The following is a 21686-nucleotide window of genomic DNA, read 5'->3' as shown; positions in this document are numbered from 1 at the left end:
ACTCCGTTTCCGGAATGTGGCCGGAGTATCAGCGACACGCCGGTGAAGCACTTCAGGAAATCTTCATGAATGCCGAAGCAGCCCTTCAGGTGGGGCCAGGACACTGGAGCGACTCCTCACCACACAGAAACGGAACACCGACGTGAATCGATCGCCCACCCTCCTGGCCCCTCGCGACCAGCCGGATCGCAACCGCCTCCGGCGGCGGGACATCCTCCATGCCATGGCACTGACCAGTGCTGCAGGGCTCGCCGCCTGCGGTGGTGGCGGCGGCCGCGGCGGCGTTGGCATCGGGCCCGGCATTGGCACGGATGCCAGTCCTGCTGCTCCCGCCGCTGCCGGCCCAGGTGCCAACCCGGATGCCCCCCCGAACACCAACCCGGGTGTTGGCGATGGAAGCCCAAGGAACGACAGTGGCGAAGGCAAAGTCTCCGTCATCGACCGCCGTATCAAGGTCTCGAGCTCGCCCGAAGTCTCGCTCCAGGTGCGCGACTGGCAGCCGCCCCGCAGCACCGGCCCGGTCTTTGTATTTCTGCCCGGGCTTGGCGCCAACGCGCGCAGCTTCGACGGCCTCGCACCCGCACTGGCCGCCAAGTCGCGCGTGATCGCGATCAGCCGCCGCGGCTACGGCCTCTCGGACAAGCCGCTGCCCGTGAAGACCGCCACGCAGTACTACGAGGTGGACACGCTCGTGGCCGACCTGAAGGCCGTGCTTGACGCCCTCGGCGTACGGCGCGCGGTGCTGGGCGGCCATTCGATCGCAGGCAACGAGCTCACGCGCTTCGCGGGCCTGTATCCCGAACGGACGCAGGGCCTGATCTATCTCGACACGACCTTCGACTACACGGTGGGCGCAGACAGTGGCGGCGAGGACGTACCGACGAACTCACTGCTCGAAGAACCCAAACCGAAGCCGGAGAACGGCCGCTCGCTGCAGGCTGCCATCGCCTTCTCCCGCCGCAATTCGAAGAACTGGTGGCCTGTGCTGGAAGCGAACTTGCGCGACAGCCTCGACATTCATGCCGACGGAAGCGTGAGTCTCAACACACCCAGCGAAGTGAATGACGCCATGGAAACAGCCGCCCACTCGTTCTCGCCCGACTACAAGGCCGTGCGCGCACCTTCGCTGGTCGTGACCGCCCTGCCTGCGGACACCCGCGACATGTTCCCGTGGCTGGAACTGCCGCTCGATGCCAAGACGCAGAAAGATGCCTCGGACTACGTGCGCATGATCCGTAGCGCGGCCATCACGAATTCGAACCAGCTCGTGGCGGCGCTCAACACCCCGAACCGGCTGACCCTCGACAACAGCAACCACACCGACTTCTTCATGGAGCGCGAGGCCGATGTGCTGCGTGCCATCCAGTTCATGACATGGGCTTGAGCCATGCCGATGCCTTTCAAGCGCGCAGCAGCTTGATCAACGCGGCGAGCTCCTCGCCGCCGAGCCCTGCCGCATCGGCCCGCTGGAAGAGTCCCGCGGCGAAGGCCGGAAACTCGGTGTTGATGCCCGACGCCTGCGCCGCCTGCAAGATGCGCTGCGTTGCCTCGACCGAGATGCGCATCGGGCTCTGCGAAATGCTGAAGTCGCCCGACTGGATGACGGAGCCCTCATGCTGAAGAAAACCCGCGAAGGTCGGCATGATGCCCGCAACGATGCGACCGTACTCGGCCACGTCGAAGCCTTCGTGCTCGGCAATGCGCGCACCGTGGATGAAACCCAGCATCGTGCCGTAGATGGTGGAGAGCGTAGCGAGGTCCATGGCCGCCGCGGCGCTCGCCTTCTCGCCCAGGTAGACGATGCCGCCGGCCAGCACCTTCAGCCACGGCTCGGCCTCGTCGAATACGTGCTTTTCGCCAGACACCAGCAGCGGCGTATCGGGCCGGCCCATCTGATCCGGCGCGGCCTGGATCGCGCCTTCGAGATACGCGGCGCCGTGGCGGTGAGCCCAGACCTCTGCATCGCGCGCGTCCTGCGGGCTGCCGGTGGTCAGCTGTATCAGCAGGCGGCCGTCCATGGCGGCCACGACTCCGTCGAGCGCGAGGATCGCATCGGCGCCCCGGTAGTCGTAGACGCACATCACCGCGACGCGGCTCGCACGCAACGCCTCGCCCGCGCCGCACGCCAGCACGGCGCCCTTCGCGACCAGCGCATCGGCCTTGCCGGGCGTGCGGTTCCACACCGCGACTTCGTAGCCCTGATCGAGATAGAGCTGAGCAATGGTGAAACCCATCGAGCCCAGGCCCAGAACGGAAACTCGCTTGTTGTTCATGACGATTCGATTTCTGTTTGTGAAGACAATTGAATCGTAGAAATTTCGCTTCTATATGGTCAAGTACCTACAATAAAGTCAGGTACTTACCAAAACGTATGTATTGGGTATTTACGGGGCATTCCACGGATAAGAAATGAAATCGAAGAAACCCTACAACTGCGGCATCGGGCCTGCGTTCGACGTCATCGGCGGCAAATGGAAGGCCGTCATCCTCTGGGAGCTGAACGCGCAGGCCTATCGCTTCGGCGAGCTCAAGCGGCTGCTGCCCGACATCAGCGAGAAGATGCTGATCCAGCAGCTACGCGAACTCGAAACCGACGGCATCGTCCATCGGGAGGTATTCCACGAAGTGCCGCCGCGCGTGGAGTACTCGGCAACCAAGCTGGGCGCCACGCTCAATGCGGCACTCGGGCCGCTGGCCGATTGGGGCGACCGCAATGCCAAGCGCATTGAAACCGCACGCGCGAAAGCCGAAGCGGCCAAGTAGGCCGGCACACCGGGAGCACCGAATGTCGTTGCGGAAGATTTCATCGGCCGTTCTGCTGGCCACGTCGGTGGCGTGGGGCCTCGCGCAGGCGCAGTGCGCGCCCTCGCCCATCTACGCCGGCCCGCCGATGCGCTCGGCGCCCGAAGCTGTATGGCAGAAGGACTTCAAGCGCTCCATCGACGGCGAGTTGCCTGTCGAGCTGCAGAAGGCACTCGGCGACGCGCTCGACAAGATGCTCGCGCACGTTCCCGCTGCCAGCGTGGCGGTCGCGATTCCCGGCGAAGGCATCTGGTCCGCCACGCGCGGCCTGGCTCGCAAGGAGCCGCCGCAACCCGTCGTGCCCGACCAGCCCTTTCAGGTCGCGAGCACCGCCAAGACCTTCACGGCCGCCGTCGTGCTGCAGCTCGTCGAGGAAGGCAAGCTCAGGCTCGACGACACCATAGACAAGTGGTTTCCCGACGCGCCGAATGCGAAGCTCACAACCATCGAGCAACTGCTGCGCCACACCAGCGGCCTCGTGAGCTTCAACGCGCTACCGTCGCTGGGAGCGGCCTACCGCACGCCCGCCGACGTCATCGCACTCGGCATGTCGCAAAAGCCGCAGTTCTGCCCCGGCACGAATTGGAGCTACACCAACACCGGCTACGCAATGCTCGGCGTGATCGTCGAGAAGGTGGACGGCGCTCCGTTCGCAGACGTGCTCACGAAGCGGCTCATCAAGCCCCTTGCGCTGAAGCACACAGCCATGCGCAAGCCGGGCGTCGAACTGCCCGTCGCCACGGGCCATGCAGCCGGCCGACCAGTTGACGCGCCGGACCAGTACGCCACGCCCTACGCCACAGGCGCGCTGGCATCGACCGCAGGCGATCTCGCGGTGTTCTGGCACGCATTGCTCGCGGGCAAGGTGCTGCCCGGCGAAGCGGTACACCGCATGTTCACCGGCATGCCCGCCATGCTCGGCCCCTATGCCGGGAGCAACGCGTTCTATGGCATGGGCGTGCAGCTCTACGACGTGCCCGACGGTCCCGGGTTGATGCTCGGGCACAGCGGCGGCATCGAGGGCTTCACGAGCATCGTGGCCTACGTGCCGGCCGACGACGTGTACATCGCCGTGTCGTTCAATGAGAAGAAGGTGCCGGCCGAGGCCGGTTTATGGGCGCTGCTGCGCGCGGTACGCACCTACCGCGTGCTGCATTGACCCAACCCGGTCAGTCCGCCCAGCCGGTCTCGATCTCGGTCTTCACCTCGGTCATGAGCTTGTGCACAGGGCACTTGCCGGCCACGCGCAACAGTTCGTCACGCTGCGCCTCCGTCAGGTCGCCGCTCAGCCGCAGGCCCGACTTGAGGCGGTAGACGCCCTTGCGCTCCTCGCTGTCGTCGCGGTCGACCACGACCTCGATGTCTTCCACCGGAATGCCCTTGCGCCGCGCATAGATCAGCACCGTGAGCGCCTTGCAGGCCGCGAGCGATGCGTCGTACAGGTCATGCGGCTCGGGGCCGGCGTCGCTGCCGCCGCCAGCGGGCGATGCATCGACCGGAATCTCGTGGTTGCGGATCTTCAGGATGTGGCGCGTGCCGGTGGTGCCGTCGCGGCGGATCGAGATCGTCATGCAGGTGTCCTTGGTAGGGAGTTGCGGTTCAGGAGGAAAGCGTCTTCACGTACAGGATGGTCGTGAACCCGCTGTGCCATTCGAGATCGGGGTAGCGGTCGGCCTCGCGGTAGCCGAGCGCGAGGTAAAAGCCCTGGCTCTGCGTGTTGAAGGTGTCGGTTTCGAGCCGCGCGAGCGCCACACCATCAGCGCGCATGCCGTCTTCGGCGAAGGCCATCAGGGTACGGGCGATGCCCTTGCGCTGACGCTCTGCCGGCACGTGCAGCGCATGCACGAAGTCGTGCTCCCAATGGACCATGCCGACCACCTCGCCGTCGATCTCCGCCACGAAGAAGGCCGGGCCCATCTCGTCGATGTAGCCCACGGGCTCGCCGCTCTCCTTGTAGGCCTTCGCGGCCTCGGGCGTGAGCTGCGGCAGCCAGGTGCCGGCGAAGGTGTCGTCGAGGATGGCCTTCACCGCGTCGAAGTCGTCGAGGCGCCAGGGCCGGATGGCGATGTCGGGAACGTCGTGGTTCTTGCTCATCGGTTCAGCGGTCGACGGCCAGCATCAGCGTTTCCTTGATTTCTTCCATCACCACGTAGCTGTGCGACTCGGCCGCCACCGGCAGCTTCTTCAGGATGTCGCCCAGCAGGTGCCGGTACTCGCTCATGCCGCTGAGCCGCGCCTTCACGAGGTAGTCGAAGCTGCCCGACACCAGGTGGCATTCGAGCACCTCGGGCATGTGCAGCAGTTCCTTGCGCACCTTGTCGAACACGTCGCCGGACTTGGCCGAGAGCTTGATCTCGACGAACACCAGCAGCGTCTTGCCCAGCGCCTCGGGCGACACATGCGCGTGGTAGCCCGTGATGACGCCGTCGCGCTCCATGCGCTTCACGCGCTCGGCGCAGGGCGAGGCCGACAGGCCGATGTGCTCGGCCAGCTCGGTCATGGAAACACGGCCCTGGCGCTGAAGCAGGTCGAGGATCTTGCGGTCGATTCGGTCGAGTTCGGGCATTTCACTTCGCGCGCGGCTTTGGACGATTGGCGGCAGTGTATTTCACTGCCAAATCGCTGAAAACAATGGAATCCACTGCATTGTGCACTTTAGATTCCACTCATTCCATCTGAATCAGTGAATACACCATGAAAGTCATCGTTCTCGGCGGCGGCGTGATCGGCACCACCACGGCCTACTATCTCGCGCGCTCTGGCGCCGAGGTCATCCTGCTCGACCGGCAGGCCGGCCCCGCCGAGGAAACCAGCTTCGGCAACGCCGGCCAGGTGTCGCCGGGCTACTCCACGCCGTGGGCTGCGCCGGGCATTCCGCTGAAGGCGATCAAGTGGATGTTCAAGAAGCACGCGCCGCTGTCCATTCGCCCCGACGGCACGATGTTCCAGCTGCGCTGGATGGCCGCGATGCTGCGCAACTGCTCGCCCGAGGCCTACGCGGTGAACAAGGAACGCATGATGCGCGTGGCCGAATACAGCCGCGGCTGCCTGCAGCAGCTGCGCGCCGACACCGGCCTGCAGTACGAGCAGCGCACCGGCGGCACGCTGCAGCTGTTTCGCACGCAGGCGCAGCTCGACGCGGTGCAGCGCGACATCGCGGTGCTCGAAGAATGCGGCGTGCCTTACGAACTGCTCGACCGCGATGCGCTCGCCGGCGTCGAGCCCGCGCTGGCCGGCGCGCGCGACCGCCTCACAGGCGGCCTGCGCCTGCCCAACGACGAAACCGGCGACTGCCACCTGTTCACGCGCGGCCTTGCAGAAATCGCGCGCGGCCTGGGCGTGGATTTCCGCTTCGGCCAGACCATCGACGGACTGGAGACCGACGGCAACCGCATCACCGGCGTACGCACCACCACCGGCAAGATCCTTACGGCCGACCGCTACGTGATGGCCTTCGGCAGCTACTCGCGCGCCGCCATCGCCTCGCTGGGCCTCGACATCCCGGTGTACCCGGTCAAGGGCTACTCGCTGACCGTGCCGCTGCTCGACGAATCGCTCGCGCCGCAATCGACCGTGCTCGACGAGACCTACAAGGTCGCCGTCACGCGCTTCGACAATCGCATCCGCGTGGGCGGCATGGCCGAACTCGGCGGCTTCGACCTGCGCCTGAACCCCAACCGCCGCGCCACCCTCGAGAAGGTCGTGACCGACCTGTTCCCCGGCGGCGACGTGCCGCGCGCCACCTTCTGGACCGGCTTGCGCCCGATGACGCCCGACAGCACGCCCATCGTCGGCGGCACGCGCTACGGCAACCTGTTCCTCAACACGGGCCACGGCACACTGGGCTGGACCATGGCCTGCGGCTCGGGCAAGCTGATCTCCGACATGGTGATGGGGCAGCGTCCGGAGATCCGCACCGACGGTCTTGCGATGGACCGCTACGAACAGGGCTCGTCGCACGCAACGCGCCCGAACCCGGCGACTGCTCCGGCTTGATGCGGAGGCCGCTCAGGCGGCCTTTGCAATCGGAATCACGGCACTGCTCATGCCGCGATAAACCTCCGCCTCGCCATGCTTCGCCAGCAGCTGCATCAGGTGCTTGCGAATCAGCATGCCGGGCCGGTCCGACTCCATCGAATACTCCACGCCGCGCCGGCGCGTATCGACCAGCGCATCGGGGTCGGTCGATTCCAGGATGTCTTTGTCCTCGCGCGTCACAGCATCGTCGAAGTCGATCAGCATCTGCGCGGTGCAATCGGCCTCTGTGTCGTTGCGGAACAGCCATTGGCACAGCTGCATGCGACCATCGTCGATGGGCGTGAAGCAGTTGATGATGATGTGGCGCACGCCGCTCGGGTACTCGATGTCGAGCCGGCGCGAGAACGGCAGGAAGTAGGCGTTGCGCATGTGGCGCGTGGTGATCGGGTCGGTCACGCCGCTGATCGCATGGAACTTCACCGGGTTGGTCGCTTCGATGACCGTCTCGGCATAGAAGCCCGATTCGTTTTCCACCAGCTCGTACTTGCTCGGCTTCGGGCTCGCGGCCACGCCGAAGGTGGCGCGGTGCACGAAGCTGAAGTGCGAGTTGTCGAAGGAGTTTTCGAGCGCGCGCATCGGACTGGTCTGCCACTCTTCGTAGAACTGGAAGATGGTGCGGTAGCCCGGGTCGTCGAATTCGGGAATGGCGGGAATGTCGGCAATGGGCTCTTCGAGCGCCACCCATGCATAGCCATAGCGCGCGGTGCAACGGTAGGCAGCGGTGCGGTACTCGGGCGAGATCTTGCGATCTGCTTCGTACTGCGGAATGCGGATGACCTGGCCGCTGCGGTCGTACGTCCAGCCGTGGTAGCCGCACTGGATGGCGCCGGTGCCGCAGGCCTGGCCTTCGCTGTCCACGCACCAGCCCTTCGACAGCTTCGCGGTGCGGTGGCAGCAGCGATCGCGCAGCGCAGCGGGCTGGCCGTCGGCATCGATGAAGAGAACGATGTCTTCGCCCAGCAGCCTGAAAGGCTTCGGGCCCTGTGCCAGTTCGGTGAGCGGCATGACGGCATGCCAGAACTTGCGGAAGACGGGTTGTTGGGTAACGAGCATGCGCGGACTCCTTCTTTGTTGCGTGGGGACGAACGTGAAAGAGCAATTTCCTGCCTGGATGCGTGGGCATCGCGCGGCTGAACGCTTCTACTCTGCGCAACATGCCTTGCAAATTGCGCGCCCGGATTGTGCGCCCGGCCAGGCTGCTCCTCCAAGCCCTCACCCTCAATGCCCGAGCAAAATGCTCGAAAGGGCCCTTGGCATGCGTCGTGCATGACCTGCTGCAAGAGTAGAAGCGTTCAGCAGCGCACGCACCACGAACGTGCGCCCGCCCGGAAATTGCTCTTGAAACGCCTTCTGCCCTGCGCAGGGGGATTCAAGACCCGAAGCTTCCGAGGCCCCACATGCAACGTCGATCCTTCCTCGCGGCCAGTGCCGCCACCCTTGCCGCCCCTGCCGTCTTCGCTCAAGGCAGCAACGGCAAGCTCACCCCGCTAAAGTTCACGCTCGACTTCCGCATCAACGGGCAGACCTCTCCCTTCTTCCTGGCGCTGGCCAAGGGCTACTACAAGGACGAGGGGCTCGACGTGAGCATCGACACCGGCGCCGGCTCGGTCGCCTCCATCACCCGCATTGCCAGCGGCGTCTACCAGCTGGGGCTGGGCGACATCAGCTCGCTGGTCGAGTTCAACGCGCAGAACCCCGGCACGCCGATGGTGCAGGCCGTGTACCAGTACTACAACCGTGCACCGTTCGTGATCATCGGCCGCAAGGACCGCGGCGTGACCGGCGATTTCAAGAGCCTCGCGGGCAAGAAGGTCGCGGCGGCGGCCGTCGAATCGACGCGGCGCGCCTGGCCGATGGTCGCGCGCAAGCAAGGCATGCGCGGCGACGCCTTCCAGTGGCAGACCACCGACTTCAGCGCGCGCGACAACGTCATGGTGCGCGGCGACGTCGATGCAGCCACCTACTTCCACGACTCGGCCGTGTCGTTGTTCGCGCGCATGAAGCCCGAGGAGTTGTCGGTGCTCAAGTACGCCGACGCGGGCGTCAACCTGTACGGCAACGCCATCCTCGCGAGCAGCAACCTCATCGCGCAGAACCCGAAGGTAGTGGCGGCCTTTCTGCGCGCGAGCAACCGCGCCATCGTCGAGACCTTTGCCAACCCGGCGCCTAGCATCGCGGCCATGCGCCAGCGCGAGCCCATCCTCGACGAGAAGATCGAACTCGAGCGCTGGGGCATCACCGCGCAATACGTGGGCGCGGCCGACACGCGCGGCCACGGTCTTGGCGATATAAAGAAACTCACGCTCGAACAGCAGGTCGACGAAGTGGCCGATGTCTTCGACCTCAAGGTCAAGCCCGCGTCCGACGCCATCTTCAACACTTCAATGCTTCCATCGCGCAGCGAACGCTCCCTCCCCAAGGCATGAACTCCAACAGCGACACCACCACCTATCCCGCCGAAACCACGCTCGACGAACGCGACGGGCGCTACCTGCGCAAGGCCATCGTCTGGTCGCATGCGGCACGTCGCCGGGGCAACCGGCCCTTCGGCTCGGTCATCGTCTCCGCCGCCGGAGAGGTGCTGGCCGAAGCCGGCAACAGCAATGCCGAAACCGGCGACTGCACTGCCCATGCCGAAGTCAACGCACTGCGCGCGCTGGCCGGGCGCAAGCTCTCTCGCGAAGAACTCGCGGGCGCCACGATCTACGCATCGGGCGAGCCCTGCGTGATGTGCGCCGGCGCCATCTTCTGGTCGAACATCGGGCGCGTGGTGTTCGGCATCGATGCCGAGCGGCTGCGCGTGTTTCGTGGCGAGCGGCAAGACCAGCGCGATGCCGAACTGTCGTGTCGCGACGTGTTCCGCGCCTCGCCGCATCCCATCGAATGCATCGGGCCGGCGCTGATCGACGAGGCCAGCGCAGCCCACGACGGGGCCTGGAAGACCTGAGACACCGCAAGCGAGCGCACTAGACTCGCTGCATGCCCTGGCACGCCCGTCTCCATCTCGCTTACCAACAAGAAGCCGCCCGCACCGTCGCCCGCTTTCGCCATGACGGTCCGCTGCGCATCCTGCAAAGCCTGTACCCCGAGGGCGACACCGTCTGCCACAACGTGCTGGTGCATCCGCCGGGCGGGCTGGTGGGCGGCGACACGCTCGACATCGACATCGAGGCCGCCGACGGCAGCCACGGACTGATCACCACGCCCGGCGCCTCGCGCTTCTACCGCTCCGAAGGCGAGCTGGCGCTGCAGCGCACGCGCATCCGCCTCGCGGCCGGCGCGCGGCTCGAATGGCTGCCGCTCGAAGCCATCTGCTACAGCGGCTGCCAGGCGGAGAACCGGCTCTCCATCGAGATCGCGCCCGGCGCCGAGCTGATCGGCTGGGACGTTACCGCGCTCGGCCTGCCGAACGCCAACCAGCCCTTCGAGCGTGGCACCTACCTGCAGCACATCGAGGTGCCCGGCGTGTGGCTGGAGCGCGGGCGCATCGACGCGGCCGACCACCGGCTGCTGCAAAGCCCCATCGGCCTCGGCGGCCACCGCTGCATGGCCTCGCTGTTCTTCGTGGCGGGCTCGCCGGTGGCGCGCGCCCGGCGCGATGCCTTGCTTGCACAAGCCCGCACGCTGCTCGAAGCAAGCCCGCTGTTCGACAGCGCCGGCGCCACCAGCCCGCACCCCGAAGTGGTCGTGCTGCGGGTTCTGGCACCCGTGGTCGAGCCCGCGATGCAGCTGCTGCGCCAGGTCTGGCAGGCATGGCGCAGCGAGCTGTGGCAGCTGCCCGCGGCCACGCCGCGCATCTGGGCGACCTGAGGCCGATCTCCCTCCGATCCCCGCGCCGAGGGGCGAATCTGTAGGCACTGTCTGACGGACAGCCGCGTTGCAAAGGCGCAACCTGATTCTTTTGCCCAGCGGATGACGAGGATCGGCCATGTCTCCTGACGACACTCCCGACGCGAACACGCAGCTTCACCGGCACCTGGCGCGGTTCAACGCCGAGCGACTCAGGCTCGGCAGCCCCTCGCCCCAGTGGCAGGACGACCTCGCCCGCGAGCATGCGTGCCGCCTGCTCGAAGGCAAATACCTCGAAGCCCTGCGCGCTTCGGTGCAGGCGGCGGCAGCGGCAGCGGCCGGCAACGCGCGCCACTTCATCAGCTGGTTCGAATCGCTGGCGCACACCGGCCCCGGCCAGCATCACCCGCTGTTCGACTGGCTGGCCGACGAGGCCACGCTGCCGCAGATGCGCTGGTTCCTCACACAGGAGGCCGCGGGCGAAGCCGGCTTCGAAGACCTGCTGGCCTACACCCAGGTCAAGCTGCCACCACAGCCCAAGCTGGAATGCGCGCGCAACTTCTGGGACGAAATGGGGCACGGCAAGCAAAGCGCCATGCACGGCCAGATGCTGGAGCACATGGTGCGCGAGCTCGACCTGCATCCGGCCATCGACACCACCGTGTGGGAGTCGCTCGCGCTCGCCAACACCATGGTCGGGCTGGCGACCACGCGCCGCTACGGCTACCACTCCATAGGCGCGCTCGGCGTCATTGAGCTCACGGCGCCCGGGCGCGTGAAGCAGGTGGCGGCCGGCATGCGCCGATTGGGCCTGAGCGGCCGCGCGCGCTCCTACTTCGACCTGCATGCGGCGCTCGACGTGTCGCATTCGCGCGCATGGAACCGCGAAGTGATCCGGCCGCTGGTCGAGGCCGATCCGGCCTGCGGGCAGTTCATTGCCGAAGGCGCGCTGATGCGCCTTGTCTGCGGCGAACGCTGCTTCGAGCGCTACACCGCCGAACTGCGGCACGCCGAGGAGGCCACCGCATGCTGAACGCGGCCGGCGTGCTGCGCCAGGTGGCGGCCACGGGCTACCGATTCACCACGGTCACCCCGCTGACCCACCAGCGCGTGCTCGCGCGGCGCGGGCGCGAGCCGGGCGCGACGCTGCGAGACATCTTCGGCTGGAACCTGTCGTTCGAAGCGCGCGCGGTGCCGCCGGAATTGCTGGCCGACATGGAGCGTGCCGGCATCGTGCGGCACACGGGCTCGCTGCTACGCAGCACCGTGCGCATCGCCAGCCTGGGCGACGACCTGTTCTTTCATTCGGCCTATCCGACGGTCGAGGAGAACGCGGTGTTCTTCGGGCCCGACACCAGTCGCTTCGCGCGCTTTCTCCACCACGCACTTGCCCGGCGCAAGGCGCAGCCTCATGTGCGCGTGCTGGACGTGGGTTGCGGCAGCGGCGCGGGCGGCATCGCGGTGGCACGCGCGCTGGCCGCCACGGGCACGCAGGCGACCGTCGTGATGAACGACATCAACCCGCTTGCGTTGCAGTACACGGCCATCAATGCGGAAGTGGCCGGCATTCCCGTCACGCTCGCGCAGGGCGATGCGTTGTCGGCGGTCGAGGGCGACTTCGATTTGATCGTGTCAAACCCGCCTTACCTCGACGACGGCGCGCAGCGCGCCTACCGCCACGGCGGCACGCGGCTCGGGCGAGCGCTCAGCGTGCGCATCGCGGCCGAGTCGCTGAAGCGGCTGGCGCCGGGCGGGCAACTGCTGCTCTACACCGGCGTAGCCATGGTCGATGGCGAAGATCCGTTCCTTGCCGAACTGCAGTCCCTGCTCGCAGCACCCGGCTTCGACTGGTCGTATGCCGAGATCGACCCCGATGTGTTCGGCGAGGAGCTGGAGCGGCCGGTGTATGCGCATATCGACCGCATCGCCGCCATCGGCCTCATTGCCACCCGCGCAACGGAGGCCGCGTGATGGCCGCCGGGCTCGACTTCGGCGTGGACACCGGCCGGCTGGCGGTGGTGCGCGAATGCAGCGTGCTGGAGCGCATGCCCAAGTGGCTCATCTGCGTGCCGCTGGTGGTGCAGTGGCTGTGGCTGTCCTTGCGCTACGGCGGCACGACCGTGCCTTCAGCGGCCAACCCGCACCTCACCTCCGGCGGGCTGGTTGGCGAAGGCAAGCTCGAATACTTCCGCGGCATGGGGGCGCTGGCGCGCTCGGTCACGGCCGACTACTGCGCGGTGTTCAACGACGGCACGGCAACCGAAGACTCGCTGCGGCACACCATGGCCAACGGCGGCCTCGCGTTTCCAGTGGTCGCCAAGCCCGACCTCGGCCTGTGCGGCTACGGCGTGCGCCTGCTGTCCGACATGGCAGCGCTGCTGGCCTACCTGGCCGTCTTTCCTCGCGGTGAAACGGTCGTGCTGCAGCGCTACCTGCCACAGGAAGGCGAGGCCGGCATCTTCTATGCGCGCGACCCCGACACTGGCGAAGGCCGCATCATCGGCCTGGCGCTGCGCTACTTTCCGCGCGTGACGGGCGACGGCCGCAGCACCGTGGCGCAGCTCGTGGCGGCCGACGTGCGCGCCCGCCGCATCGCGCGCTCGCCGCGCCACGAATGCAGCGTGTCGCCCGACAGCGTGCCGGCCGCCGGCCAGCAGGTGCGGCTGGCCACCATCGGCTCGACCCGCGTGGGCGGCCTCTACCGCGACGGCGCGGCGCTCATCACGCCCGAGCTCGTGCGCGCCATCGACGCCATCGCGCGCGACATGCCCGACTTCCGTTTCGGGCGCTTCGACGTGCGCTACCAGAGCCTGCGCGAACTCGGCGCCGGGCGCGGCTTCACCATCATGGAAATCAACGGCGCGGGCTCCGAAGCCATCGAGGCCTGGGACCCCGACACCGGCGTGGTGCAAGGCTTTCGCATGGTCTTCGCCAAGCAGCGGCTGCTGTTCGCCATTGGCGCGGCGCAGCGCAAGGCCGGCGTGCAGCCCATCGGCCTGCTCGCGCTCGCTCGGCTCAACCGGCGGCAGAACCGCCTGGTCGACCGCTATCCGCCCTCCAACTGAGTGAATTGCCGCACGCACATGGACATCACCGCCACGCACGCCCTGCCCCACCGTTCGCCCACGCCACTCGCGGCCGCTGCGCCCGTGCTGGAAACCCGCTGGGCCGATTGCGAAGAAGACGTGCGCGACGCCCAGCGCCTGCGCTTTCGCGTGTTCGCGCAGGAGATGGGCGCGCGCCTCACACCACCCGAAGGCACGCCGCCCGGGCTCGACGTCGACCGCTTCGACGCTTTCTGCGACCACCTGCTGGTGCGCGCCATCGACCCGCTGCAGGGCCCCGGCCCGCTCATCGGTACCTACCGCGTGCTGACGCCCGAGGCGGCGCATCGCGCGGGCGGCTTCTACACCGACACCGAGTTCGACCTGTCGCCGCTCGCGCCGCTGCGCGGCCGCGCGCTGGAGCTGGGCCGCTCGTGCGTGGATGCGGACTGGCGCTCCGGCAGCGTCATCATGGCACTGTGGGCAGCGCTGGGGCAGTACATGGTCGACCACGCGCTCGACACCATGATCGGCTGCGCCAGCATCGGGCTCGACGACCAGGGAGCGACGGCCGCGCGGCTGTGGCACCGGCTGTGCCGCACGCACCTGGTCGAGCAGCGCTGGCGCGTGGAGCCGCGCGTCGCGCTGCCGCTGGACAACGGGGCAGACGCCGATGCCGACAGCGATACAGCGCCTCCTGCCGCCCCGCCGCTCATCAAGGGCTATCTGCGCTGCGGCGCACGCCTGCTCGGCCCGCCCGCACTCGACGTGGCCTTCAACACCGCCGACCTGCCGCTGATGCTGCGCGTGGACGACGTGTCGCCGCGCTACCGCCAGCACTTCTTCGGCATGACCGCGTGAGCGCGGCGGCCCCACGCGCGCGGTCCAAGCGCGCGCTGCGCTCGGTGGTTGCCGCGCAGTTCTTCAGTTCGCTTGCCGACAACGCGCTGCTGATCGTCGCCATCGACCTGCTCATGCAGCGCCACGCGCCCGGCTGGATGACGCCAGCGCTGCGGCTGTTCTTCTATCTTTCCTACGTGCTGCTCGCCGCCTTCGCAGGCGCCGTGGCCGACGCGGCGCCGAAGGGCCGCGTGCTGATGGCCACCAACCTCATCAAGCTGGGCGGCTGCGCCCTGCTGCTGTGGCAGGTGCAGCCGCTGGTGGCCTACGCGCTGGTCGGCCTTGGCGCCGCGGCCTACTCGCCAGCCAAGTACGGCATCCTGCCCGAGCTGATTCCGCAAGAAGAACTGGTCGCCGCCAACGGCTGGATCGAGGCAGGCACGGTGCTGTCGATCCTGTTCGGCGTGGCGCTGGGCAGCACGCTGGTCGGCAAGGGCCTTGCCCTGCCCGCCATCGGCGCGGTGTACCTGCTGGCCGCCGCCTGCACGCTCGCGATTCCGCACAGCCCGGCACGCGACCGCGCGGCGCTGGCGCACCCGGGCCGGCTGTTGCGGGATTTCGGGGGCTCGCTGGCGCTGCTGTGGCGCGATGCCGATGCGCGCATCTCGCTGGCCGTTACCAGCCTTTTCTGGGCCGCGTCGGCCACGCTGCAGTTTCTGGTGCTGCGCTGGGCGGCCGAGCGGCTGGGGCTCACCCTGTCGCAGGGCGCGCTGCTGCAGATCGCGGTGGCCATCGGCATGGCGGCTGGCGCCGTCGCTGCCTCGCGCTGGTTCCCGCTCGGGCGTGCGTTGCGCGCGCTGCCGATCGGCATTGCGCTGGGCGCCGTGATATTGCTCATGACGCTGGTGACGCAGCCCGCCGTGGCCGCCGCGCTGCTGGTAGTGATCGGCACGCTCGCGGGCCTGCTGCTGGTGCCGATGAACGCGCTGCTACAAAGCCGCGGGCTGCTGTACATGCACCCGGGCCAGTCGATCGCGGTGCAGAACTTCAACGAGAGCCTGGCCTCGCTGGCGATGCTGGGGGTGTACGGCGCGCTGCTGTATTTCGATGCGCCGCTGCTGCCGACGCTTGCGGGCTTCGGCGGCTTCCTGGTGCTGGCCATGGGTGCGGCCCTCCTCTGGTCGCGCCGTCAGCAGCCGCAGGAGCGCTTCGGATACAGTCCCGCACCTAACCGCCTCTCGACCCGCAGCCAGAGTGAATCTCCGAAAATCCGCCAATAGCCTGGTCGTTCGTCTCCTCGTGATGGGTCTGGCGATGGCAGTCGTGGGCACCGCCGCCAGCTACATCCAGCTCACCCGCTTCCTGCGGGAAGACCTGACGAAATCAGTGGCGACGCAGCAGATGGCGCTGGCCGCCTACGTGGCCCGCGATGTCGACAACTACCTGGACGAACGGCTGTCGTTCCTGGAGCGCCTGGCTGGCACCCTGCCGCCGGAACTCCTGGCGCAGCCCGAGCAGCTGCATGCATGGCTGGCGGAACGCAACGCGCTGAGCGCCCTCTTCCCCCTTGGCCTGGTGGTCACCGATGTCACCGGCAAACGACTCGACGGGCGCGACAGCGCCGTACAGCTGGAAACGGGCGGTCCGGAATTCACAGCCGCATCCGCCGGGAAGCGCGCGGTAGGCCGCCCACGGTCCACGGCTTCTCAGCACTCGGCCCTGCCCATGGCCGCACCCATCCGCAACGGTGCCGGCCAGGTGGTCGCCGTACTGCTCGGCACGGCAGACCTCTCGGCCGATGGCCTGCTCGACCACCTGCAAGAGGGGCGCGTGGGCCAGGCCGGCGGCATCCTGGTGATCTCGCCGCGCGACCGCATCTTCGTCGCCTCGACGGACGTCTCGATGTCCCTCACGCCGACCCCGCCCGACGGCGTGAACCCGCTGCACGACCGGGCCATGGCGGGTTTCCGCGGCAGCGGGACGACACGCAACGCCAAGGGCATCGAAGAAATCTCCGCCATTGCCTCGGTGCCGAACAGCGGCTGGTTCGTGGTGGCGAGGCTGCCCGTGTCGGAAGCGCTGGCCCCGGTGTCGCGCATGCAGACCTTCATCCTGCAGCAACGCGCGCCCGCCGTGACGGCGGTGCTCGTCGTGATCGGCCTGATCATGGCGTGGCTGCTGCGGCCACTGCTGCGCGCCGCCGACCAGGCCGACCGCATGACCCGCGGCGAGCTCGCGCTGACGCCGCTGCAGGTGGTGCGCAATGACGAAATCGGGCACCTGACGCAAGCCTTCAACCGGCTGCTGGCCAAGCTGCTCGACAACCAGGAGGCGCTGGCGCGCCTGGCCCACCACGACACGCTGACAGGCTTGCCCAACCGCAAGTTGCTGGACGAGCGGCTGCAACAGGCGCTGGTCCATGCCAGGCAGCGCGCGCAGCAGGTAGCCGTGCTCTACCTCGACCTCGACGGGTTCAAGGACCTCAACGACACATTCGGCCACGAAGCGGGCGACAAGGCCCTCGGGGAAATCGCACACCGGCTGCGGGCCCTGGTGCGGCACACAGACACAGTGGCGCGCATCGGCGGCGACGAATTCGTGCTGCTGGCCACCGACTTCGAAGAGCCCGCGGAACAGGCCGCATTGACGCTGGCACGGCGATGCATCGACGCGATCGCCCAACCGCTGCAGCTGGAGCATTCAAGCATGGTCATTGGCGTGTCGATAGGCATCGCCCTGGGCAGCGGCAGCGAAACGCCGCAAGACCTGCTCGCCACGGCCGACAAGGCCATGTACCGGGCCAAGCAGGGCGGGCGCGGCAGCTACGCAATGATGTAGGCGACAGCAGGAGCCCTACGCCGGCATGTCGGTACGCGGCAGCCGCAGGTGCTTCTTCAGCGTCTCGAACACCTGCCGCGTGACCGGGTTCACCACATGGCTGCGCACGTAGAGGTAGTAAGCCAGGTCGGGTAGCCGCGGCATGCCGTCGCCCGCGCCCAGCACGCGCAAGCCCGCGTCGAGCTGCTCCACGCCGCGCGCCGTTACGCCCAGCCCCGCGCGCAATGCGGCCTTGATGCCGATCAGGCTCGACGAGGTGTAGCGCGGCGTCCAGGCCACGCCCGCCGCGTCGAGCGCCTCGTGGCCGATGCGGCGGAAGATGCTGGGCCCGTCGGCCATGATGAGCGGCACCGGCTTCGTCGGGTCGTGCACGTAGCTCGCGGCGCACAGCCACACGGTGGGCGAAGTGCGCAGCACCACGCCTTCGAACTGCGACTGCTCGTCGGCGCGGTTGGAGATGATCATGTCGACCTCGCCGCTCTTGAGCGATGTCATGAGATAGGGGCTGCGGCCGATGTGGATGTCGAGCTGCAGCAGCGGCGAGGTGCGCGCCACCTCGGTCAGCAGCAACGGCAGCATGGTCTCGGCCACGTCGTGCGGCGCACCGATGCGCAGGTTGCCTTCGAGCTGCCCCTGCCGCAGGCTGCGCAGCGCCTCGTCGTTCAGAGCCAGCATGTGATGCGCGTAGGTGAGCAGCCGTTCGCCGTGCTCCGTGAGCCGCTTCTGCCGTCCCTGCTTGGCGAACAGCGGATGGCCGATCTGCTCCTCCAGCCGCTGCATCTGCTGCGTGATGGCCGACTGCGTGCGCCCCAGGTGCACGGCCGCCGCCGCAAAGCTGTTGAGGCTGACGACGGCCGCAAAAGAACGCAGCAGTTCGAGATCGAGCGTGGGCATACATTAATTTTATTGATGTGTTTCCTGCTCTGCTTGGATTGTTGCGTCACGCCCCCGTCACTACAGTGAATGCACACCAAACAGGCAACCCCACTGGAGAAACTGCATGAGCACCCCTTCCGAGCAACGCCGCCAGGCCGTCGAGGCGTCCATCGCCGACATGAAGAAAGCCATCGGCGGCGCTGAAGCCACCCGCGAAAAACTCGACGTGGTGCTCGATTCGCTGCAAGACCTGGCCGCGCACACCGAATACTGGGGCGCCGCCGACTTCCCGCCGCCCGAGGCCGGCGAGCACCAGGCCCGCTACCTGATCGCCGAAGACCCGGACCAGAGCTACGCGCTGTACCTGAACGTGATGCGCCCGGGCAAGAAGATCGTGCCGCACAACCACACGACCTGGGCCTGCATCGCGGCCGTGGAGGGCACCGAGCACAACCGCGTGTACGAGCGCACCGACGACGGCAACGTGCCGGGCGTGGGCAAGCTGAAGCAGACCGAACTGGTCGTCGTCGCGCCGGGCAAGGGCATCGCGCTGATGCCTGAAGACATCCATTCGGTCGAGATCCAGGGCGAGCAGGTCATTCGCCACCTTCACATGTACGGCCGCGCACTCGAAACGCTGAACCAGCGCACCGCCTACGACCTGGCAGCAGGCACGTACCAGACCATGGGCATCGGCGTGCAGACGCGCCGCTAAGCGCTCCCTTCCCGGCCTTCCTTTTCCTCATGCGGGCCGCGCGCTGCGGCCTCGCAGGACTTCGTTCGTCCCAACGACTTGCTCTCATGACCTCCTTCATCGACCCGAAGACCCTCAAATCCTGGCTGCACGACGGCGGCGAGATCGCGCTGCTCGACGTGCGCGAGCACGGCCAGTACGGCGAGGCGCATCTGTTCTACGGCATTCCCCTGCCCTTCAGCCGGCTGGAAATCGATGCGCCGCGCCTCGTGCCGCGCCGCGGCGTGCGGGTGGTGGTGTACGACGAAGGCGATGCCGACGTGGCCGAACGCGCCGCCGCGCGGCTGGCCGTGCTGGGCTACACCGACGTGCACGTGCTGCAAGGCGGCGCCCGCGCATGGAAGGCCGCGGGCTACGTGCTGTTCGCGGGCGTCAACCTGCCTTCGAAGACTTTCGGCGAACTGGCCGAAGAGGTCTATCACACGCCCCGCGTCAGCGCCGACCAGCTCGCCGAGATGCTGGCGCGCAAGGACAAGGTCGTGGTGCTCGACGGCCGCCCCGTCAGCGAGTTCCACAAGATGAACATCCCCAGCGCCACCTGCTGCCCCAACGGTGAGCTGGCCTACCGCGTGCGCCAGCTGGTGCCCGACACCACCACGCCCATCGTCATCAATTGCGCGGGCCGCACGCGCAGCATCATCGGCGCGCAGACGCTCATCAACCTCGGGCTGCCCAACCCCGTCTATGCGCTGGAGAACGGCACGCAGGGCTGGTACCTGGGCGACCACACGCTGGAGCATGGCGGCACGCGGCGCTATGCGGACGACAGCGGCAACACCGACCTGCGCCCCGCCGCGAAAGCGTTGGCCGCCCGCTTCGACGTGCCGGCGGTGAATGCGCAGACCGTGCAGCAATGGGCCGCCGACACGAGCCGCAGCCTGTTCCTGTGCGACGTACGCACGCCGGAAGAATTCGCGGCCGGCAGCCTGCCCGGCGCGCAGCACACGCCCGGCGGCCAACTGATGCAGGCAGGCGACCAGTACTTCGGCGTGCGCGGTGCCCGGCTCGTGCTGTTCGACAACGACGGCGTGCGCGCACCGACCATCGCGAGCTGGCTGCGGCAGATGGGGCATGACGCGAGCGTGCTCGAGGGCGGGCTGGCGAGTGGCCTCTCGCTCGCACCCGCTGCGGCGCCGGGCGCAGCCGCACTGGCCACCATCGATGCGCAAGACCTCGCTGCACGAATCGAGCGCAACGAGGTGGCGGTGATCGATCTGCGCGGCAGCATGCAGTTTCGCGCCGGCCATATCCCGCAGGCGCGCTGGTCGATTCGCCCTCGCCTCGCGGCCGACGTGAAGAGCGAGACCCGCCAGCTCGTGCTGGTCGCCGACGATGCCGCGCTTGCGGCATGGGCTGCCGCCTCCGAACTCGCAGGCCACTCGCCCGCGCCGCTGCTGCTGGCCGGTGGCATGGCCGCATGGCGCGCCGCAGGACTGCCCGTCGAGGCCACGCCCGCGCTGCCCGCCGACAGCGACTGCATCGACTACCTGTTCTTCGTGCACGACCGGCACGACGGCAACAAGGAAGCCGCGCGCCGCTACCTCGCATGGGAGACCGGCCTCGTCGCGCAGCTCGACGCGCAGGAGCGGGCCGCCTTCCGCCTTCCCACCGCCGCATCGCACCCCTGAGCCCGGCTTTCGCTTTCTGTTCGTCCTTGTCCGTTCCTATTCCAGGAGTTCCGTCATGTCGTTCGCCAGCCGCATCCCGCACCTTGCCCGTTTTGCCGTCGCCGCCGCATGGCTCGCGGCGCTCGTCTTGCAGCCAGCCACAGCCGAACCGCTCGCGCCGCGCAACGGCTATCCGTCGCAGACGGTGAAGTTCATCTCGCCCTTCCCGCCCGGCGGCGGCAACGATGCAACCGCGCGCCTCGTGACCACGCGCCTGCCGGAAATCATGGGACAGGCGGCAGTGGTCGACAACCGCGGCGGCGCGGGCGGCAACATCGGCGCCAAGGCCGTGGCCGACGCCAAGCCCGACGGCTACACCGTGCTCACCTCGCAGGTGTCGATCATGGCCGTGAACCCCACGCTGTATGCGGCGCCCGGCTTCGACCCGATCAAGAACTTCATTCCCATCACGCAGATCAACGCCGCGCCGCTCGCGTTGGTGGTGGATGCCAACTCGCCGCTCAAGACTTTCGCCGACCTCGCCACCAAGGCCAAGGCCAGCCCCGGCAAGGTGACGTATGCAACGCCCGGCAACGGCACGCTGTCGCACCTTGTTGGCGTGGTGCTGTCGAAGGACGATGGCATCGCCATGACGCACGTTCCCTACAAGGGTGCCGGCCCCGCACTCACAGACCTGCTCGGCGGACAGGTCGACGTGCTCGTGACCTCGACATCTTCGGTCGCGGGCCTGGTGCAGAACGGCAAGCTGCGCGTGCTGGCCGTGACCAGCCCGCGCCGCATCGGCGTCTTCAAGAATGCACCGACGCTCGAGGAGCTGGGCTACGCCGGTGCGCGCTTCGAAGACTGGTACGGCTTCTTCGCACCGGCCGGCACACCGCCCGAGCGCGTGGCCTATCTGAACGAAGCCATCGTGCGCACGCTGCGCATGCCTGAGGTGACCAAGCTCGTGAACGACGGTGGCAGTGAAGTGGTGGCCAATTCGCCCGAAGCCTTCGCCGCGCAGCTGCGCCAGGACATCGACCGCTGGTCGCGCATCGTCAAACTTTCCGGTGCGAAGGCAGATTGACGCACCATCGA

General features: G+C 67.7%; 22 protein-coding genes. 16 read left to right on the top strand and 6 right to left on the bottom strand.

Features of this window, described 5'->3' with window-relative positions:
* The first annotated feature begins 223 nt into the window (after nt 1–223).
* On the top strand, nt 224–1384 hold the full coding sequence (locus BLV60_RS25680) for an alpha/beta fold hydrolase (protein WP_093058109.1): 1161 nt from the start codon (nt 224–226) through the stop codon (nt 1382–1384).
* 16 nt (nt 1385–1400) lie between these two features.
* Here the strand turns inward: BLV60_RS25680 and BLV60_RS25675 are convergent, their stop codons facing one another.
* Nucleotides 1401–2273: an NAD(P)-dependent oxidoreductase gene (locus BLV60_RS25675; protein WP_093058108.1), complete on the bottom strand. Its 873-nt coding sequence runs from the start codon at nt 2271–2273 to the stop codon at nt 1401–1403.
* Nucleotides 2274–2409: 136 nt separating this feature from the next.
* Here BLV60_RS25675 and BLV60_RS25670 point away from each other — a divergent pair, with 136 nt between their 5' ends.
* Both BLV60_RS25670 and BLV60_RS25665 read left to right on the top strand, forming a co-directional pair.
* On the top strand, nt 2410–2763 hold the full coding sequence (locus BLV60_RS25670) for a winged helix-turn-helix transcriptional regulator (RefSeq protein ID WP_093058107.1): 354 nt from the start codon (nt 2410–2412) through the stop codon (nt 2761–2763).
* A gap of 22 nt (nt 2764–2785) precedes the next feature.
* Complete coding sequence (locus tag BLV60_RS25665) at nt 2786–3961, top strand: serine hydrolase domain-containing protein (protein ID WP_176928940.1); 1176 nt, start codon at nt 2786–2788, stop codon at nt 3959–3961.
* A 10-nt stretch (nt 3962–3971) separates the two neighbouring features.
* Here BLV60_RS25665 and BLV60_RS25660 read toward each other — a convergent pair whose 3' ends face one another.
* The 3 genes from BLV60_RS25660 to BLV60_RS25650 are packed head-to-tail and all read right to left on the bottom strand — an operon-like array spanning nt 3972 to nt 5368.
* The gene (locus BLV60_RS25660) at nt 3972–4373 is read right to left on the bottom strand and encodes an OsmC family protein (RefSeq protein WP_093058105.1); all 402 of its coding nucleotides are present in this window, start codon (nt 4371–4373) and stop codon (nt 3972–3974) included.
* Between the two features lie 28 nt (nt 4374–4401).
* Nucleotides 4402–4896, bottom strand: a complete 495-nt coding sequence (locus tag BLV60_RS25655) for a GNAT family N-acetyltransferase (RefSeq protein ID WP_093058104.1) — start codon at nt 4894–4896, stop codon at nt 4402–4404.
* Nucleotides 4897–4900: 4 nt separating this feature from the next.
* Nucleotides 4901–5368: a winged helix-turn-helix transcriptional regulator gene (locus BLV60_RS25650; protein WP_093058103.1), complete on the bottom strand. Its 468-nt coding sequence runs from the start codon at nt 5366–5368 to the stop codon at nt 4901–4903.
* Nucleotides 5369–5496: 128 nt separating this feature from the next.
* Between BLV60_RS25650 and BLV60_RS25645 the strand changes: the two genes are divergently transcribed.
* The gene (locus BLV60_RS25645) at nt 5497–6798 is read left to right on the top strand and encodes a D-amino acid dehydrogenase (RefSeq protein WP_093058102.1); all 1302 of its coding nucleotides are present in this window, start codon (nt 5497–5499) and stop codon (nt 6796–6798) included.
* 12 nt (nt 6799–6810) lie between these two features.
* Here the strand turns inward: BLV60_RS25645 and BLV60_RS25640 are convergent, their stop codons facing one another.
* Nucleotides 6811–7893, bottom strand: a complete 1083-nt coding sequence (locus BLV60_RS25640; protein ID WP_093058101.1) for an aromatic ring-hydroxylating dioxygenase subunit alpha — start codon at nt 7891–7893, stop codon at nt 6811–6813.
* Nucleotides 7894–8237: 344 nt separating this feature from the next.
* Here BLV60_RS25640 and BLV60_RS25635 point away from each other — a divergent pair, with 344 nt between their 5' ends.
* The 9 genes from BLV60_RS25635 to BLV60_RS25595 all read left to right on the top strand — a co-directional run bounded on the left by BLV60_RS25635 (nt 8238) and on the right by BLV60_RS25595 (nt 17351).
* Nucleotides 8238–9266 carry an ABC transporter substrate-binding protein gene (locus tag BLV60_RS25635; RefSeq protein ID WP_093058100.1) on the top strand — a complete coding sequence of 343 codons (1029 nt, stop codon included), beginning with the start codon at nt 8238–8240 and terminating at the stop codon, nt 9264–9266.
* Nucleotides 9263–9787, top strand: a complete 525-nt coding sequence (locus tag BLV60_RS25630) for a nucleoside deaminase (protein ID WP_093058099.1) — start codon at nt 9263–9265, stop codon at nt 9785–9787. The genes BLV60_RS25635 and BLV60_RS25630 overlap by 4 nt, the downstream gene beginning before the upstream one ends.
* Nucleotides 9788–9819: 32 nt before the next feature.
* Nucleotides 9820–10650 (top strand): urease accessory protein UreD, encoded by an 831-nt coding sequence (locus tag BLV60_RS25625; RefSeq protein ID WP_093058098.1) that lies wholly within the window; start codon nt 9820–9822, stop codon nt 10648–10650.
* A 118-nt stretch (nt 10651–10768) separates the two neighbouring features.
* Nucleotides 10769–11662: an iron-containing redox enzyme family protein gene (locus BLV60_RS25620; RefSeq protein ID WP_093058097.1), complete on the top strand. Its 894-nt coding sequence runs from the start codon at nt 10769–10771 to the stop codon at nt 11660–11662.
* Nucleotides 11656–12600 carry a methyltransferase gene (locus tag BLV60_RS25615; protein ID WP_093058096.1) on the top strand — a complete coding sequence of 315 codons (945 nt, stop codon included), beginning with the start codon at nt 11656–11658 and terminating at the stop codon, nt 12598–12600. The genes BLV60_RS25620 and BLV60_RS25615 overlap by 7 nt, the downstream gene beginning before the upstream one ends.
* On the top strand, nt 12600–13694 hold the full coding sequence (locus BLV60_RS25610) for a hypothetical protein (RefSeq protein ID WP_093058095.1): 1095 nt from the start codon (nt 12600–12602) through the stop codon (nt 13692–13694). The genes BLV60_RS25615 and BLV60_RS25610 overlap by 1 nt, the downstream gene beginning before the upstream one ends.
* A gap of 18 nt (nt 13695–13712) precedes the next feature.
* Complete coding sequence (locus BLV60_RS25605; protein ID WP_176928938.1) at nt 13713–14534, top strand: GNAT family N-acetyltransferase; 822 nt, start codon at nt 13713–13715, stop codon at nt 14532–14534.
* On the top strand, nt 14531–15793 hold the full coding sequence (gene lplT, locus BLV60_RS25600; protein ID WP_256329577.1) for a lysophospholipid transporter LplT: 1263 nt from the start codon (nt 14531–14533) through the stop codon (nt 15791–15793). The genes BLV60_RS25605 and lplT overlap by 4 nt, the downstream gene beginning before the upstream one ends.
* Nucleotides 15794–15827: 34 nt before the next feature.
* On the top strand, nt 15828–17351 hold the full coding sequence (locus BLV60_RS25595) for a GGDEF domain-containing protein (RefSeq protein WP_256329576.1): 1524 nt from the start codon (nt 15828–15830) through the stop codon (nt 17349–17351).
* 15 nt (nt 17352–17366) lie between these two features.
* Here the strand turns inward: BLV60_RS25595 and BLV60_RS25590 are convergent, their stop codons facing one another.
* Nucleotides 17367–18245, bottom strand: coding sequence for a LysR substrate-binding domain-containing protein (locus BLV60_RS25590; RefSeq protein ID WP_093058093.1), 879 nt, complete (start codon nt 18243–18245; stop codon nt 17367–17369).
* Between the two features lie 106 nt (nt 18246–18351).
* Here BLV60_RS25590 and BLV60_RS25585 point away from each other — a divergent pair, with 106 nt between their 5' ends.
* The 3 genes from BLV60_RS25585 to BLV60_RS25575 all read left to right on the top strand — a co-directional run bounded on the left by BLV60_RS25585 (nt 18352) and on the right by BLV60_RS25575 (nt 21675).
* Entirely contained in the window at nt 18352–18942 is a 591-nt protein-coding gene (locus tag BLV60_RS25585; RefSeq protein WP_093058092.1) for a cysteine dioxygenase family protein, read from the top strand.
* Between the two features lie 86 nt (nt 18943–19028).
* Complete coding sequence (locus BLV60_RS25580) at nt 19029–20609, top strand: rhodanese-like domain-containing protein (RefSeq protein ID WP_093058091.1); 1581 nt, start codon at nt 19029–19031, stop codon at nt 20607–20609.
* A gap of 55 nt (nt 20610–20664) precedes the next feature.
* Nucleotides 20665–21675 (top strand): Bug family tripartite tricarboxylate transporter substrate binding protein, encoded by a 1011-nt coding sequence (locus tag BLV60_RS25575; RefSeq protein WP_093058090.1) that lies wholly within the window; start codon nt 20665–20667, stop codon nt 21673–21675.
* Nucleotides 21676–21686: the final 11 nt, after the last annotated feature.

The organism is Variovorax sp. YR634 (genome assembly GCF_900106655.1).
GTDB lineage: Bacteria > Pseudomonadota > Gammaproteobacteria > Burkholderiales > Burkholderiaceae_C > Variovorax.
The sequence above is the reverse complement of the archived record's forward strand: the minus strand, read 5'-3'. Positions and strand labels throughout refer to the sequence as shown.